The following is a 13,951-nucleotide window of genomic DNA, read 5'->3' on the forward strand; positions in this document are numbered from 1 at the left end:
CCGTGTTGTTTCTCCAGGGGGGCCAGGGAGAGCCTGTTGCCGGCGTAGGTCAGCTTGTCGAGGTTGACGATGACCACATCGGGGTGCTTCTGGAGCATCATGTAGACGAAATTGGCGCCGATGAAACCGCAGCCGCCGGTGACGAGAAGCCGCATGGGGGTGACCTTTCCTCGCTGGGTGGGATGGTGGAGGGGATGCCCCCTCACGGGGCTCTTCCTGCCCGAAAGCGACCCGGTAATCAATCCGTAAAAAAAAGTGCTTGCCATGGGGGTCGGTTTTCCCTATTTACGCCGTCGGGCGGTTAACTCAGCGGTTAGAGTGCCATCTTCACACGGTGGAAGTCCGGGGTTCAAATCCCCGACCGCCCACCACCGGAAACCGGAAAGCCCCGCGAAAGCGGGGCTTTTTCTTTCGCCATGATCCACCTCGTCCTCTACGCGCCGGAAATCCCCCAGAACACGGGTTCGGTGGCCAGGCTCTGCGCCGCCACCAACACGCCCCTGCATCTGGTGGAGCCCCTGGGCTTCAAGCTCACCGACCGCTACCTCAAGCGCGCGGGCCTGGACTACTGGCCCCACGTGAAGCTCTCGGTCTGGCCCAGCTGGGAGGCCTGCCTGGAGGGCATGCGTCCCGGGCGGCTTGTGTTCACCTCCTTGGGCAACCGGGGCATCCAGGGGCAGGACTACCACCGCTTCGCCTACGCCCCGGACGACGCCATCGTGCTGGGCCCCGAGAGCAAGGGGCTGCCCGAGGAACTGCTGGCGGGCCGGGAACACCTGGTGCGCATCCCCATCTGGGGCTGCGTGCGCTCGCTCAACCTGGCCAACGCGGCCTCGGTGCTGCTCTACGAGGCCCTGCGCGCAACGGGCGGCCTGCCGGAGTGAGCCGCCCGGCCCGGGAAAACGGCCGTTGGGGACTCTCTGCGTGCTTTTCGCTCCCGATGCTTCACTCGCCCGGAAAAATAGCATAGATTCCGTAACAAGAGCCCGGGAGCAGTCTCCCGGCGCATTCGCAATGGAACAGGAGAGCCCTTCATGAGCTTCGGAGCTTCCATCCTCTCCCGAGGGATCGTCCTTGGAGCAGCCCTTCCGGCCTTGACCCTGGGGGCTTTTGCCTTGTCGCGAGGCCTTCTGGGCCTCGACGGAGCCGCCGTGTGGATCGTCTCCCTGGTGGTCTCGGTCCTGGCGGGATGCGCCCTGGCCTGGGGGCTCCTGGGCGGCGCGGCGCGCGAACTGGGCGAACTGGCCCGCGCCCTGGCCGACGTGGCCGCCGGGCGCTACAACACCGTGCTGCCGGAGGGCGGCTGCGCCGAGGCCCTGGCCGTGCGCGAGCCCGTCCTGGCCCTGGTGGACCGGCTCAAGCTCACGCTGGGCAACTGGAAGGGCCTCACCGAGGCCGTGCTCATCCCCTACGCCCTGGTGGACAAGACCGGCCACCTGACCCTGTGCAACCAGCGCTGCCTGGAAATGCTGGAGCGGCCGGGGACTCCCGGGGGGCACGTGGGCATGTTCTTCTCGGAGTTCTTCTACAACGACAAGGCGCGCAAGGCCCTCATCGTGGAGATCATGGAGAAGAACCAGGGCGTGGTGCGCGACGTGGAGTTCAAGAACCTCAAGGGCAACACGCGCTTCATCCAGGCCGCGCTCTCGCCCCTGCACGACCTCGACGGCAACGTGAGCGGCGGCATGTGCATGTACCTCGACTACACCGAGCTGCGCCGCAAGGAAGCCGAAATCACCGCCCAAAGCCAGAGCATCCTCAAGGCCGTGGAGATGGTGGAATCCATCTCCGGCACCCTGGCCCAGACGGCCCACGAACTCTCCACCCAGGTGGAGTCGGCCAGCCGGGGCGCGGCGCTCCAGAGCAGGCGCAGCGAGGAGACCGCCAGCGCCATGGAGGAAATGGCCGCCTCCGTGCTGGAAGTGGCCCGCAGCGCCGGGCAGGCCAGCGGACGCGCCGAGGAGGCCCAGGCCACCGCCCGCGAGGGGGCGGCCGTGGTGGAGCGCGCCGTGGCGGCCATCCGCCAGGTGGACGAGCTGACCGCCGCTCTGAAGACCAGCATGGACGGTCTCTCCGAGGGCGCGGGGGCCATCGGGCGCATCATGGGCGTGATCTCCGACATCGCCGACCAGACCAACCTGCTGGCGCTCAACGCCGCCATCGAGGCCGCCCGCGCGGGCGAGGCGGGCAAGGGCTTCGCCGTGGTGGCCGACGAGGTGCGCAAGCTGGCCGAGAAAACCATGCAGGCCACCAAGGAAGTGGCCGACGTGGTGGGCTCCATCCAGTCCGGCGTGCACGAAAGCCAGGGACGCACCGGAAAGGCCAGCCAGGCCGTGGAGCAGGCCACCGCCCTGGCCGGGGAGTCGGGCCGGACGCTCACGCGCATCGTGGAGCTGGTGGTGAGCACCTCCGACCAGGTGCGGGCCATCGCCTCGGCGGCGGAGCAGCAGTCGGCCGCCAGCAACGAGATCGCCCACGCCGTGGAGGACGTGCGCCGCGTCTCCCAGGAGACGGCCCAGGAGATGGGCGGCGCTGCCCGCAGCCTGGAGGAGCTCTCGGGCCTGGCCCGCAAGCTCGACGGGGCAGTGCACGCGCTCACGGCCTAGCCGGATCGCGCTTTCGGGGGGCACGGGACGTTTCCGAAATCGACGCCCCCCTTCCGTTGCGGCGTTTCCTGCTGTATAGCATATGAAGGCCATGTCCATGTTCGCCCCGCGCGTGGGACGTACGGTCGCCGCCAGCTGGGCGGGGCGCAGCCTTTCCAGGCGTGGCGGGAGGGGCAAGTGCACGAATCAAGGACCATTTCTCTAGGATTCACGGGGCAGCGGTTCCCGCAAGGGGCTCACGTCTGCCAGATCTACGGCGACGACCAGGAGCGTCAGGACGCCATTTTGTCCTTTCTCCTGAGCGGCCTGCAGGCAGGCGAACGCTCGGCCTGCTTCTCCGAGGCGCTCAAGGAGGACTTGGCCGCCGAGTATCTGGGGAGACACGGCATCGACCTGGATGAGGCCAGGGCCGGGGGCATGCTGCTGCTCTCGGGCACCCGCGAGATCTACTTCCATGAGGGGCGCTTCGAGCCCGAGCGCATGGTGGGGCTCCTGGAGGCCTTCCACGACGATGCCGGGGTGCGCGGCTTCTCCGGCGCCCGGGTCATCGGCGAGATGCTCCCCGAGGTGCAGGCCTTGCCGGGCGGCTCGCGGCTCATCGAGTACGAGGCCATGGTGAACCAGATGCTGCGCCGCCACCCGGTGACGGCGGTGTGCCAGTACGACGCCCGCGCTTTCGACGGGGCGACCATCCTGGAAGTGCTCAAGGTTCATCCCTACATGATCGTGCGGGGCGAAGTGGTGGGCAACCCGTTCTTCACTCCGCCGGAGGATTTCCTGCGCCAGACAGAGCATTAGAGGCATGGAGGGTCCCGCCTTCAGCCTGGACGCGCGGGTCCTGGGCCAGCTGCTGCTCATGCAGAGCGTGGTCAACAACCTCCCTGACGAGCAGAGCATCTTCAGTTTCGTGCTCAAGGGCCTGGGCGAGATTCCCGGGGTGTCCGGCGCGCGCCGCACGTCGGACGCCGAGGACGCCCAGCCGCCCCGGGAACAGGGGTTCGCCCTTTCGGTGGGCGCGGTGGCGCGCGGCGCGCTGGTGCTTTCCATCCCGGACAGGGAAGCCTTTGCGCCCTATGAACAGTACGTGCGCAACTTCTGTTTCATGCTGGCGGTGATCCTCCAGGAGCGGGCAAACCGCCGCGTGGTGGAAGATCACCAGCGCCGCCTGGAGGAGGCCGTGCGCGTGCGCACCGCCCAGCTCGACAGCCAGGTGGCCGAGCGCATGGCCGCCGAACAGGGTCTGCGCCGCACCAAGGCCATGCTGGAGCGCATCATCGACACCGTGCCCCACTCCATCTTCTGGAAGGATGCGCAGAGCGTCTACCTGGGCTGCAACCGGGCCTTCGCCCGTGACGCCGGAGTGGCCAGCCCCGAGGATATCGTCGGCAGGACCGACTACGAGCTGCCCTGGCTCCCCGAAGAGGCCAGGGCCTACCGCGCGGACGACCGCCACGTCATGGAGACCCGGCGCATCAAGGGCCCCTTCCTGGAGCGTCAGCTTGCCGCCGACGGCTCCCACCGCTGGCTGGAAACGGCCAAGATGCCCCTCATCGACGAGGACGGAGAGGTGCACGGGGTGCTAGGGGTCTACGCCGACATCACCCGCCGCCGCCTGGCCGAGGAGAGTCTGCGCGCCAGCGAAGCCAAATACCGCAAGCTCCACGAGAGCCTCATGGACGGCTACGTCCGGATGGATTTGGAAGGCCGCATCCTGGAGAGCAACGCCTCCTTCAAGGCGCTCACCGGCTACGACGACGCGGAGCTGGCCCTGCTCACCAACGAGGAGATAACCCCGTCCCCCTGGTGCGAACTGGAGGCCGGCATCGTCCGGGAGCAGGTGCACAACAGGGGCTACTCCGACGTGTTCGAGAAACAATACCGCCGCAAGGACGGCCTGCTCGTGCCCGTGGAGCTGCGCGCCTACCTTCTGAGGGATGGCCAGGGCAAACCTTCGGGCATGTGGGCCATCGTGCGCGACGTCTCGGAGCGCAAACGCGCCGAGGAGGCCTTGCGGGATTCGCGGGAACTGCTCAACGACATCCTGGACTCCCTGCCCACCGCCGTGGCCGGCCTGGACGCCCAAGGGCAGGTGACCCACTGGAACGAGGCCGCCCGGACCTTCACGGGGCGCAGCCGCGACGAGGCCCTGGGCCATGCGGGCACGGAGACGCTCCCGGTGCTGGCCGCCCTGGGCGAGGGCCTGGTCCGGGTTATGGCCGGGCTGGGATCGGTTCAGGCGGAACGCGTCCCCGTGGAGGAGGGGAACGCCACCCGGTTGCTCATGGTGCGGGCCAACCCTTTGAGGGGAGCTTCGCAGCACGGGGCCGTGGTGCTGGTGGACGACGTGACGGAACGCGAACGCCTGCGCGACATGATGGTCCAGACCGAAAAGATGATGAGCGTGGGCGGCCTGGCCGCAGGCATGGCCCACGAGATCAACAATCCCCTGAGCGGCATCCTCCAGGGCGTGCAGGTGCTGGACAAACGCCTCCAGACGACGCAGCCCGCCAACCAGGAGGCGGCACGCGCGGCAGGCTGCGACATGGCCGCCATCCACGACTACATGGAGCGGCGCGGGCTCTTCGCCATGCTGAGCGCCATCCAGGACTCGGCCCTCCGGGCCACGCGCATCGTCGCGGACATGCTGGAGTTCAGCCGCAAGAGCGAACGCACCTTCGTGCCCACGAACATCGGAGAGCTCATGGACCGCGCCGTGGCCCTGTGCTCCACGGACTACAGCCTGAAGAAACAGTACGACTTCAAGAACATCCGCATCGACCGGAATGTGTCGCCGGACCTTCCCCCCGTGCGCTGCTCGGCCACCCAGATCCAGCAGGTGCTCATGAACCTCCTGGGCAACGCCGCCCAGGCCATGGCCGGGCGCGGTCCGGGCCGGGAGCCGCCCCGCATAGCGCTCACCGCAGAGCGCGAGGGCGGGATGGTCCGCATCGAGGTGGAAGACAACGGTCCCGGCATGGAGGAATCCATCAGGCGGAAGATCTTCGAGCCCTTCTTCACCACCAAACCCGTGGGCGAGGGCACGGGGCTCGGTCTTTCGGTCTCCTATTTCATCGTCACCGAGAACCACCAGGGGAGCATCGAGGCGGAATCCTGGCCCGGCAAGGGCACGCGCTTCATCATCCGGCTGCCTCTGGGCGGTCCGGAAATCCAGGTGCCCGCGGTGCTCCCCTCCGCGTCCTGATCCTGCAGCGCCCCGCCGCTTGACCTGCGGCGCGGCCGAAGGCATTTTCCCCCACCGCCATGGACCTGATCCCACTTGCCGCCTTCGCACTTGACCTGACCCTGGGCGACCCGCCCGCCTGGCCGCATCCCGTGCGCGCGCTGGGTCTCGCCCTGGATCGCCTTGAGGCCCTGGCCCGTGGCCGCGCCCCGGGTTCGCCCTCGCAGTCCCCGGCAGCGACGCCGGGGGACGACGCCCTGCGCGCGATCCCGGCCGGGGCGGACAACGGATCGGACGCCCGGAGTGCCCCCGGGTATGCCCCCGGGGCCAGCCCCGGCGCAACGTCAGGCCCCCCGGGGGAGGGCTGCCGCCAGGAGCAGGACGAGGCCCCCCGCCGCTCCCCCGCCTTCCTGCGCCTCTTCGGGACCGCCGTGCTCCTGGGGCTTGGCGGCGCGGCGGCCGGGACGGCGTACCTTCTGGCGAACCTGCCCTGGCTGGGGCGCCTCTTCGCGCTCTATCTCTCGTTCGCCGGGCTGGCCCTGGGCCAGCTCCTGCGCGAGACGCGCGGCGTGGCCCGGCTCATGGAGGCTGGACGCCTGGAGGAGGCCCGCAACGCCCTGGGGCGGCTGGTGAGCCGGGACACCACAGCCCTGGACGAGTCGGGGGTGTGGCGCACCCTGGCCGAGACGCTCTCGGAGAACTTCTGCGACGCCTTCGTGGCGCCCTTCTTCTATCTGCTTCTCGGTGGTCCCGCACTGCTGTGGTTCTACAAGACGGCCTCCACCATGGACTCCATGTGGGGCTACAAGACGCCGCGCTTCAAGGACCTGGGCTGGGCAGGCGCGCGCGCCGACGATCTGCTGGCCTGCGTGCCCGCGCGGCTCTCCGCCCTGCTCCTGCTGGTGTGCGGCGCGGCCATGCGGCTTCGCTGGGCAGACGCCCTGCGCTTCACGCGGCGGGACGCGGCGCGCATGCAAAGCCCCAACGCGGGCTGGCCCATGGCCGCCGCCGCCTGGCTGTGCGGGGCCGCCATGGGGGGGGCCGCGGTCTACCATGGCAGGCTTGTAATCAAGCCGATACTGGGCCTGGATGGTAGCAATTGGGACGCAGATCGAGTGGCCACGCTCATTACACTCGTGAAACGGGCCGGGTTCTGCATGCTCGTTTCATGGGTTATGATCATCCCCTTCCTCCCATGAGTTTTTTCGTGTTACCCTACTCTTGCAAAAAGTGGTTATCCTGTGCGATGGTTAAAGAAGGGATCAAGAGTTTTAAGGGAGGGCAGATTTATGGCACTCGAAGGTACCGTGAAGTGGTTCAGCGACAAAAAGGGCTACGGCTTCATCACCCGTGAGGGGGAGGATGACATTTTCGTCCACTACTCGTCCATCCAGGGCGACGGCTTCCGCACCCTGCGCGAAGGCGAGAAGGTGGTGTTCGAGATGGTCACCGGCGAGCGGGGCATGAAAGCGACCAATGTCGTGAAGTCCGATTCCTGACCGGAACGGCTGCGAGGAAAACGGGAAAACCCCGCCGGAGGCGACTCCGGCGGGGTTTCTTTTGTTTGGCGTGTCCCCTCTCCGGAGGGGACATCGGTTGGGGCAGATGCCGCGCGCAGGCGTGGGCGTGGGGCGGTTGCTACTTGCCCAGCTCTTCGCTGCGCTTCTTGGCCTTGTCCACGGCGTCCAGGATGGAGGCGCGCACGGCCATGCGGTCCATGTGGGCCAGGGCCGCGATGGTGGTGCCTGCGGGGGAGGTGACCATCTCGCGCAGGATGCTCGGATGGGTCATGCTTTCGCGGGCAAGGCGCAAGGAGCCCTCGAAGAGCTCCGAGACGATGGCCGCGGACTGGGGCCGGGAGAGCCCGGCGTGCACGCTGGCCTCGATGAGCGCCTCCATGAAGTAGAACACGTAGGCAGGCCCCGAGCCCGCCACGGCGGTGAAGGCGTCGAAGGCCTTCTCCTCGAGCACGTGGACGCTGCCCACGGTCCCGAAGATGCGCTGCACCATCTCCTTCTGTCCGGTGGTGAGATGCGGGTGGTCCAGGCACACGGCCGAGACGCCGCCGCCCACCAGGGCAGGGGTGTTGGGCATCACGCGAACCACGGGGCAGGCTTCGCCGCTCCAGGCCGTGAGCTGGGCCGTGGTCACCCCCGCCGCGATGGAGATCAGGCACTTGTCCGCCGTGAGGGCGGGGTGGATGTCGGTGAGCACCGCCTTCATCTGCTGGGGCTTGACGCAGAGCACCACGTAGTCGGCCTGGGCCACCGCGTCGTGCATGGTGTCGGCCGCGCCCAGGGCGCACTGGGCGCACAGGGCGTTGAGTTTCTCGCGGTCCTGGTCGAACCCGGCGAGGCGGATGCCCTCCGCGCCGGAGAGGCCCTTGATCAGGGCCGCGCCCATGTTGCCCGTGCCGATGAAGGAGATGGCGGCCATGGCCTCAGCCCACCATTTCCATGGCGTTGAAGAAGAAGGAGATCTCGAAGGCGGCGGTTTCGGGCGCGTCGGAGCCGTGCACGGAGTTTTCCTGCTTGGAGACGGCGAACACCTTGCGGATGGTCCCTTCTGCGGCCTGGGTGGGGTCGGTGGCGCCCATCAGTTCGCGGTAGCGCTTGATGGCGTCGTCGCCGGCCAGCACCACGGCCACGATGGGGCCGGAGGCCATGTATTCGGTGAGTTCCCCGTAGAAGGGGCGCTCGCGGTGCACGTGGTAGAAGCCTTCGGCCTGGCGCTTGTCGAGTTGGAGCATCTTGAGGGCCATCACCTTGAGACCGGCCTTTTCGATCATGAAAAGGATCGAGCCGATGAGGTTGCGGCGCACGGCGTCGGGCTTGATGAGGCAGAGAGTCAGTTCCATCGGGACCTTCCTGGGTTGGAGGTTCGCTTCGTCCAACCCCTGGTCCGGGACGCCCGCCCCACGCGGACGGTAGCCCTGCGGCCCCCCACCGGGGCCTTGCCCGACGCGCCGGGCACACCCCTGCCCGTCTGCGCGCGCCCGGCCGGTCAGACCAGGAGCATCTTGTCCGAGGAGAACGCCTCGCCCTTGAGGGTGTAGAAGCGTTCCAGCAAGTCCTCAACGTTGAAGCGGCTTTTCTCCTCGCCCGCGATGTCCAGGATCACGCGTCCCTGGTGCATCATGATCAGGCGGTTGCCCAGCCGCAGGGCCTGGTTCATGTTGTGCGTAACCATGAGCGTGGTCAGTCCGTGGTCGCGCACGAGGCGTTCGGTGAGTTCCAGCACCTGGGCGGCGGTCTTGGGGTCCAGGGCTGCGGTGTGTTCGTCCAGCAGGAGGATGTCCGGGCGCACCATGGTGGCCATGACCATGGTCAGCGACTGGCGCTGGCCGCCCGAGAGCAGGCCCACCTTGTCGGTGAGGCGCTCCTCCAGGCCCAGGCCGATCTCGGCCAGGAGGTCGCGGAAGCGTTGGCGGTCGCGGGACTTCACGCCGGGGACCAGCCTGCGCGTGCGGCCGCGCCGGTCGGCCAGGGCCAGGTTCTCCTCGATGGAGAGCGAGGCCGCAGAGCCCATGAGGGGGTCCTGGAAGACGCGGCCGATGTGGCTGGCGCGCCGGTGCTCGGGCCAGGCGGTGATGTCCTGCTCCTTGAGGGTGATGGAGCCCCGGTCGGGCAGGAAGGCTCCTGCCACGCAGTTGAGCGTGGTGGACTTGCCCGCGCCGTTGGAGCCGATCACGGTGATGAAGTCGCCTTCTGCGATGTCCAGGTTCACGCCGTCGAGTGCGAGCACCTCGCTGACGGTCCCTTTGTGGAAGCGTTTGGTGATGTCCTTGAGGGCGAGCATCAGGCCCCCGTCATGCGGGTGACGGCCCGCCGGAACCTGGGGAAGGTGAGCGCCGCCACCACCACCAGGGCCGTGATGAGGTTCAGGTCGCTGGGGGCGAAGGAGAAGGAGCCCACCTTGAGCGACAAAGCCAGGGCGATGGCCAGGCGGTAGGCCACGGAGCCCAGCACGGCGGCCAGGATCATGCGGCCCACGCGGCCCTTGCCCAGGAGCGTTTCGCCGATGATCACCGAGGCCAGCCCGGCCACGATGGTGCCCACGCCCATGTTCACGTCTGCGGAGCCCTGGTTCTGGGCCACCAGCGCGCCGCACAGGGCCACCATGGCGTTGGAGAGGCCCACGCCCAGCACGATCATGTTGCCGGTGTTCACGCCCAGGGCGGTGATCATGCGCGGGTTGTCGCCCGTGGCCAGCATGGCCTGGCCAAGTTCCGTGCGGGTGAACCAGACCATGGCCAGGGCGGCCAGGGCGGTCACGGCCGCGAAGACGAGCGGGGCGGCCATCCAGGAGGGCATGCCCAGGGCGGCCAGGGGGTCCAGCACGGTGGGCTTGCCCAGCAGGGTGAAGTTGGGTTTGCCCATGATGCGGATGTTGATGGAATACAGGGCGATCATCACCAGGATGGAGGAGAGCAGGTGCAGGATGCGCAGGCGGGTGTTGAGAAGCCCCGTGACGGCCCCCGCGCAGAACCCGGCCAGTGTGGCGGGCACGAGCGAGAGGAAGGGGTCGAGCCCCGCGCCGATGCACACCGAGGAGACGGCCGCGCCCAGGGGGAGGGAGCCGTCCACGGTGAGGTCCGGGAAGTCCAGGATGCGGAAGGTGAGGTACACCCCCAGCACCATGAGCCCGAACACGAAGCCCTGCTCGAGCGCGCCGATGAATGCGTAGAAAGACATGGGGTCGGTCTCCGGATGCGGCCGGTGTGGCCTCGAAAACCCCGGAGAAATGCACCGAAACGGGAGGAAAGTAAAGCGGGGCGGCGGGGAAACCCAGGTTCTCCCGCCGCCCCGGTGGCGGTCACTGGATGATCGCCTCAAGGACCTTCAGGATCTTGTCGCCGCCCAACCCGCAGAGCGTTCCGATGACCATGGCGCTGCGCCAGTTGAGGCGGAACGTCAGTTTGGTCTTGTAGGATGTATATTCATAGACGTTGAAGAAAATCAATGCGAGGAAGATGGAAAGCAGTGGAGTGGAGTCGTTTGTCGAGGTAAGGGGGTAAAGTATGGCGGCAATGGAATTCGTCTTGAGTGATAGGCCGATGACTCCAAATGCCATTGCGACACCCGAGAGCACAAATGGCCATGGGCTGATGATGGAGCATGCTTCCGTGCGTTGCGACGAAAGCCTTTCGCCGTTGAAGGAGTTGTTCTCGATGTTGATCCTGCCGCTTCTGTAGAGTTCCATAGTTTCCTGATCTAGGGGCATGTAGTAGCATGTTGCTTCGAGAAGCTCTTGCCTCGAATTCAAAAGTCCACGTTTGTATTTTGCGGATATCGTTTTAGTGTATGTGTCGTTCTTGTAGATGATTTCGTTGATAGCAAGGCGCGGTTGCAGATCAGTTTCGAGGTGCTGAAGTTCAGCGATTTCATGCTCGATGAGGGCTATGGTGAGTTTAAGGTGCTTCTGGATGAACTCGTAGTTCTCTTGCCTCTTGTAAAAAGCGAGGGAATCGGCTGCCGATTGTCCGTCCATGATCGTGCTGCACGGCGTGGCAAACAGCCTGGGGGCTCGCAGCACATAGTGTTTGAGGAACAGGGTTGCCCTGATGAGATTGAATACGAAGGAAGAAGGTTCTGTGTTTGGCTTTGCGTAGCCCATGCAGCAACAGATGTAGTCGCTGAGGTAGGCGATGTGCCTTTTAAGCTGCGCATGCTTATTTTCCCGTCGGTTATGGAAGGTGTCGTACGTGTATGTCGTGAGGGATGCTGTTTCGGAGTGGCCGTGCGTGATGGTGTGGAGCAGTATCGGCTGTTTTGATTTGTTGGTTATGCAAAGCTGGAACAGGCGTGTCGGGCTCCTGATGTCCGTCTCCACATCAGTGAGGGTGATGGTGACGTCGTCCTCAGCGTCTTGCAGCCGTTCTTCTGGCATGGAGAGCTCCGCGTGTTTTGCCGGTTGCGGATAGACTTCACCCGAATGGTTTGCTGATATGGTTCCGGTGGGCGTATGTCAACGGCTTTCTCGTCATCGTGTCAGGTGCAACGTACGCAGTTCATCCGGCCGGTGCTCTCTGGTGGGGCGCACATGAGCGCCGGCCCACAAAAAAGCCCGGGAAGCTCTCGCTCCCCGGGCTTGAAGGCTCTGGGCCTGGAAAAAACTACTCGTACTTCTTCACGGCCTTGGCGACCACGTCGGCGGGCACTTCCACGCCCTGGGCCTTGGCGGCCTTGAGGTTCAGGTGCACGTCCAGGTTCGTCAGCGACTCCACCGGCACTTCGGCGGGTTTGGCCCCGTCCAGCACCTTGCGGGCCAGGCGGGCGGTCTGCTTGCCCATGGCGTAGTAGTCCACGGCCAGGGCCGCCACCGCGCCCTTGGCCACGGACTCGTTGTCCGAGCTGAACAGCGGCAGCTTGTTCTCCTCGCAGACCTTCACCAGCGATTCGAAGGCGCTCACCACCGTGTTGTCCAGGGGCACGTACACGGCGTCCACCTTGCCCACGAGGCTCTTGGCGGCCTGGAACACGCCGCCGGAGTTGGTCACCGTGGCTTCCACCACGGCGAGGCCCAGCTTGGCGGCGGCGGCCTTGGCGGCCTGCACCTGGCTCACGGAGTTGGCCTCGCCCGCGTTGTACACGATGCCCAGGCGCGCGGCCTTGGGGACCAGCGTCTTCACGAGTTCCAGCTGCTTCTCCACGGGGGGCATGTCGGTCATGCCCGTGAGGTTGCCGCCGGGGGCCTGCATGGACTTCACCAGGCCCGCGCCAACGGGGTCGGACACGGCGGTGAACACCACGGGGATGCCCTTGATCTTCTGGGCGCTCACCAGAGCGCCCGGGGTGGCGATGGCCAGCACCAGATCGGGCTTTTCGTCCAGCATCTGCTGGGCGATCTGCACGTTGGTGGCCGGGTTGCCCTGGGCGATGTGCACGTTGAACTTCACGTCCACGCCCATGGCCTTGAACTCGTCCATGAAGCCCTTGCGGGCGTTGTCCAGGGCGGGGTGTTCCACGATCTGGGTGATGGAGATCACCTTCTGCTGGGCCAGGGCGGAGCCGGCCGCCAGGCCGAGGACGGCCAGGGCCGCCGCCAGGAAGAGTATGCGTTTCATGCGCGCTCCTTGCTTACAAAATCCTTACAGGCGCGCGGCTCATAGCACATCGGAGGCCCCGGCGCAACCGTGCCGCGCTGGCTTCACACGTTCGTAACCCTGGCGAGGCATAGTTTCCGGCCTGCTTTGTCCGAAAGCAACCGGAGGTAGCCATGCTGAGCGTCCACGGAGAGACCGCCCACGATGCGCCCGTCCAGGGGCCGCGCTGGATCAACCTGGTGGACCCGAGCCCCGAGGAGATGCGCAGGCTCCTGGAGCTGGAACCCCTGGACGAGGCCTTCATCGGCCACGCCCTGGACCAGCACGAGTGCCCGCGCATCGAAGTGGACCACGAGAGCACCATGGTGGTGATGCGCGCCCCCTACCTGGAGACCCGCCACGGCGACCGACGCCATTCCACCGCGCCCATCGGCGTGATCCTCACGCCCACGGGGCTCACCACCATCTGCAAGGTCCACGACCAGGCCATCCAGGAGCGCCTGCGCGCCGGGCTGCCCCCGGGCGGACAGATGCGCGCGGAGCGCCGCCTGTGCCACATCGTCAAGGAGGTCTCGCTCCTGTTCATGCTCTATCTCAAGGAGATCTCTGCCGAAATCCAGGAACTGGAGCACGACCTGGCCGACACCCGCACCAACGAGGACCTCAAGCAGCTCCTGACGCTCCAGAAATCCGTCACATACTTCCATTCCGCGCTCAAGACCAACGACTTCATCATCGACCGCATCCTGCGCAAGGGGCTGGCCGTGGGCAATTCAGGCAGGCTCACCTTCTCCGAGGAAGAGGAGGACGTGCTGGACTACGCCCTCACCGAGACGCGCCAGGGCATCTACATGTCCAAGATCTTCACGGAGGTGCTTTCCTCCGTCGCCAACGTCACGTCGTCCATCATTTCCAACAGCGTCAACCAGATCATGAAGGTGCTCACCTCCATGACCGTGATCATCATGATCCCCACCTTCGTCACCAGCCTCTACGGCATGAACGTGGAGCTGCCCTTCCAGCACGACGCGCTGGCCTTCCTCATCGTGGCCGCCATGGGCGGCGCGCTCACCGCCGGGGTGATCTGGGTGATGAAGCTGCGGCGCATCCTGTAGAGCC

At 66.4% G+C, this 13,951-nt stretch carries 14 protein-coding genes and 1 tRNA gene; 8 read left to right on the forward strand and 7 right to left on the reverse strand.

The genetic code is table 11. The features are described from left to right. Positions 1 to 155, reverse strand: a 155-nt coding sequence (locus ACV4UX_RS03560; RefSeq protein ID WP_491591994.1) for a GDP-mannose 4,6-dehydratase, incomplete at its 3' end; no start/stop codon positions are given. A 140-nt stretch (positions 156 to 295) separates the two neighbouring features. Here ACV4UX_RS03560 and ACV4UX_RS03565 point away from each other — a divergent pair. The 7 genes from ACV4UX_RS03565 to ACV4UX_RS03595 all read left to right on the forward strand — a co-directional run bounded on the left by ACV4UX_RS03565 (position 296) and on the right by ACV4UX_RS03595 (position 7,286). After that, positions 296 to 371 (forward strand) — tRNA-Val (locus ACV4UX_RS03565). A gap of 45 nt (positions 372 to 416) precedes the next feature. Further along, complete coding sequence (locus tag ACV4UX_RS03570; protein ID WP_491591959.1) at positions 417 to 884, forward strand: tRNA (cytidine(34)-2'-O)-methyltransferase; 468 nt, start codon at positions 417 to 419, stop codon at positions 882 to 884. A gap of 150 nt (positions 885 to 1,034) precedes the next feature. Next, a complete protein-coding gene (locus ACV4UX_RS03575) occupies positions 1,035 to 2,606 on the forward strand; it encodes a methyl-accepting chemotaxis protein (RefSeq protein ID WP_491591960.1) in 1,572 nt (523 codons plus the stop codon). A gap of 177 nt (positions 2,607 to 2,783) precedes the next feature. After that, on the forward strand, positions 2,784 to 3,404 hold the full coding sequence (locus tag ACV4UX_RS03580) for an MEDS domain-containing protein (RefSeq protein WP_491591961.1): 621 nt from the start codon (positions 2,784 to 2,786) through the stop codon (positions 3,402 to 3,404). A 4-nt stretch (positions 3,405 to 3,408) separates the two neighbouring features. Further along, positions 3,409 to 5,808, forward strand: coding sequence for a PAS domain-containing sensor histidine kinase (locus ACV4UX_RS03585; RefSeq protein WP_491591962.1), 2,400 nt, complete (start codon positions 3,409 to 3,411; stop codon positions 5,806 to 5,808). A 59-nt stretch (positions 5,809 to 5,867) separates the two neighbouring features. Beyond that, positions 5,868 to 6,986: a CobD/CbiB family cobalamin biosynthesis protein gene (locus ACV4UX_RS03590; RefSeq protein ID WP_491591963.1), complete on the forward strand. Its 1,119-nt coding sequence runs from the start codon at positions 5,868 to 5,870 to the stop codon at positions 6,984 to 6,986. 90 nt (positions 6,987 to 7,076) lie between these two features. Continuing rightward, on the forward strand, positions 7,077 to 7,286 hold the full coding sequence (locus tag ACV4UX_RS03595; protein ID WP_491591964.1) for a cold-shock protein: 210 nt from the start codon (positions 7,077 to 7,079) through the stop codon (positions 7,284 to 7,286). Between the two features lie 139 nt (positions 7,287 to 7,425). Here the strand turns inward: ACV4UX_RS03595 and proC are convergent, their stop codons facing one another. From proC to ACV4UX_RS03625, 6 genes are all read right to left on the reverse strand, one after another. Next, positions 7,426 to 8,223 (reverse strand): pyrroline-5-carboxylate reductase, encoded by a 798-nt coding sequence (gene proC / locus ACV4UX_RS03600; protein ID WP_491591965.1) that lies wholly within the window; start codon positions 8,221 to 8,223, stop codon positions 7,426 to 7,428. A 4-nt stretch (positions 8,224 to 8,227) separates the two neighbouring features. Further along, on the reverse strand, positions 8,228 to 8,644 hold the full coding sequence (gene ndk, locus ACV4UX_RS03605) for a nucleoside-diphosphate kinase (protein WP_491591966.1): 417 nt from the start codon (positions 8,642 to 8,644) through the stop codon (positions 8,228 to 8,230). A 146-nt stretch (positions 8,645 to 8,790) separates the two neighbouring features. Next, positions 8,791 to 9,585 (reverse strand): ABC transporter ATP-binding protein, encoded by a 795-nt coding sequence (locus ACV4UX_RS03610; protein WP_491591967.1) that lies wholly within the window; start codon positions 9,583 to 9,585, stop codon positions 8,791 to 8,793. Beyond that, complete coding sequence (locus tag ACV4UX_RS03615; RefSeq protein WP_491591968.1) at positions 9,585 to 10,481, reverse strand: ABC transporter permease; 897 nt, start codon at positions 10,479 to 10,481, stop codon at positions 9,585 to 9,587. The genes ACV4UX_RS03610 and ACV4UX_RS03615 overlap by 1 nt, the downstream gene beginning before the upstream one ends. 121 nt (positions 10,482 to 10,602) lie before the next feature. Continuing rightward, on the reverse strand, positions 10,603 to 11,676 hold the full coding sequence (locus tag ACV4UX_RS03620; protein WP_491591969.1) for a hypothetical protein: 1,074 nt from the start codon (positions 11,674 to 11,676) through the stop codon (positions 10,603 to 10,605). Positions 11,677 to 11,902: 226 nt separating this feature from the next. Next, on the reverse strand, positions 11,903 to 12,853 hold the full coding sequence (locus ACV4UX_RS03625; protein ID WP_491591970.1) for an ABC transporter substrate-binding protein: 951 nt from the start codon (positions 12,851 to 12,853) through the stop codon (positions 11,903 to 11,905). A 152-nt stretch (positions 12,854 to 13,005) separates the two neighbouring features. Here ACV4UX_RS03625 and ACV4UX_RS03630 point away from each other — a divergent pair, with 152 nt between their 5' ends. Then, the gene (locus tag ACV4UX_RS03630; RefSeq protein ID WP_491591971.1) at positions 13,006 to 13,947 is read left to right on the forward strand and encodes a magnesium transporter CorA family protein; all 942 of its coding nucleotides are present in this window, start codon (positions 13,006 to 13,008) and stop codon (positions 13,945 to 13,947) included. Positions 13,948 to 13,951: the final 4 nt, after the last annotated feature.

The sequence above is a fragment of the Fundidesulfovibrio sp. genome (genome assembly GCF_058402725.1).

What these genes read in the sequence shown, in the direction of transcription:
- ACV4UX_RS03625 (WP_491591970.1), bottom strand. Translation starts at nt 12,853, where the DNA reads ATGAAACGCATACTCTTCCTGGCGGCGGCCCTGGCCGTCCTCGGCCTG.
- ACV4UX_RS03570 (WP_491591959.1), top strand. Translation starts at nt 417, where the DNA reads ATGATCCACCTCGTCCTCTACGCGCCGGAAATCCCCCAGAACACGGGT.
- ACV4UX_RS03595 (WP_491591964.1), top strand. Translation starts at nt 7,077, where the DNA reads ATGGCACTCGAAGGTACCGTGAAGTGGTTCAGCGACAAAAAGGGCTAC.
- ndk (WP_491591966.1), bottom strand. Translation starts at nt 8,644, where the DNA reads ATGGAACTGACTCTCTGCCTCATCAAGCCCGACGCCGTGCGCCGCAAC.
- proC (WP_491591965.1), bottom strand. Translation starts at nt 8,223, where the DNA reads ATGGCCGCCATCTCCTTCATCGGCACGGGCAACATGGGCGCGGCCCTG.
- ACV4UX_RS03615 (WP_491591968.1), bottom strand. Translation starts at nt 10,481, where the DNA reads ATGTCTTTCTACGCATTCATCGGCGCGCTCGAGCAGGGCTTCGTGTTC.
- ACV4UX_RS03575 (WP_491591960.1), top strand. Translation starts at nt 1,035, where the DNA reads ATGAGCTTCGGAGCTTCCATCCTCTCCCGAGGGATCGTCCTTGGAGCA.
- ACV4UX_RS03630 (WP_491591971.1), top strand. Translation starts at nt 13,006, where the DNA reads ATGCTGAGCGTCCACGGAGAGACCGCCCACGATGCGCCCGTCCAGGGG.
- ACV4UX_RS03620 (WP_491591969.1), bottom strand. Translation starts at nt 11,676, where the DNA reads ATGCCAGAAGAACGGCTGCAAGACGCTGAGGACGACGTCACCATCACC.
- ACV4UX_RS03610 (WP_491591967.1), bottom strand. Translation starts at nt 9,585, where the DNA reads ATGCTCGCCCTCAAGGACATCACCAAACGCTTCCACAAAGGGACCGTC.
- ACV4UX_RS03585 (WP_491591962.1), top strand. Translation starts at nt 3,409, where the DNA reads ATGGAGGGTCCCGCCTTCAGCCTGGACGCGCGGGTCCTGGGCCAGCTG.
- ACV4UX_RS03590 (WP_491591963.1), top strand. Translation starts at nt 5,868, where the DNA reads ATGGACCTGATCCCACTTGCCGCCTTCGCACTTGACCTGACCCTGGGC.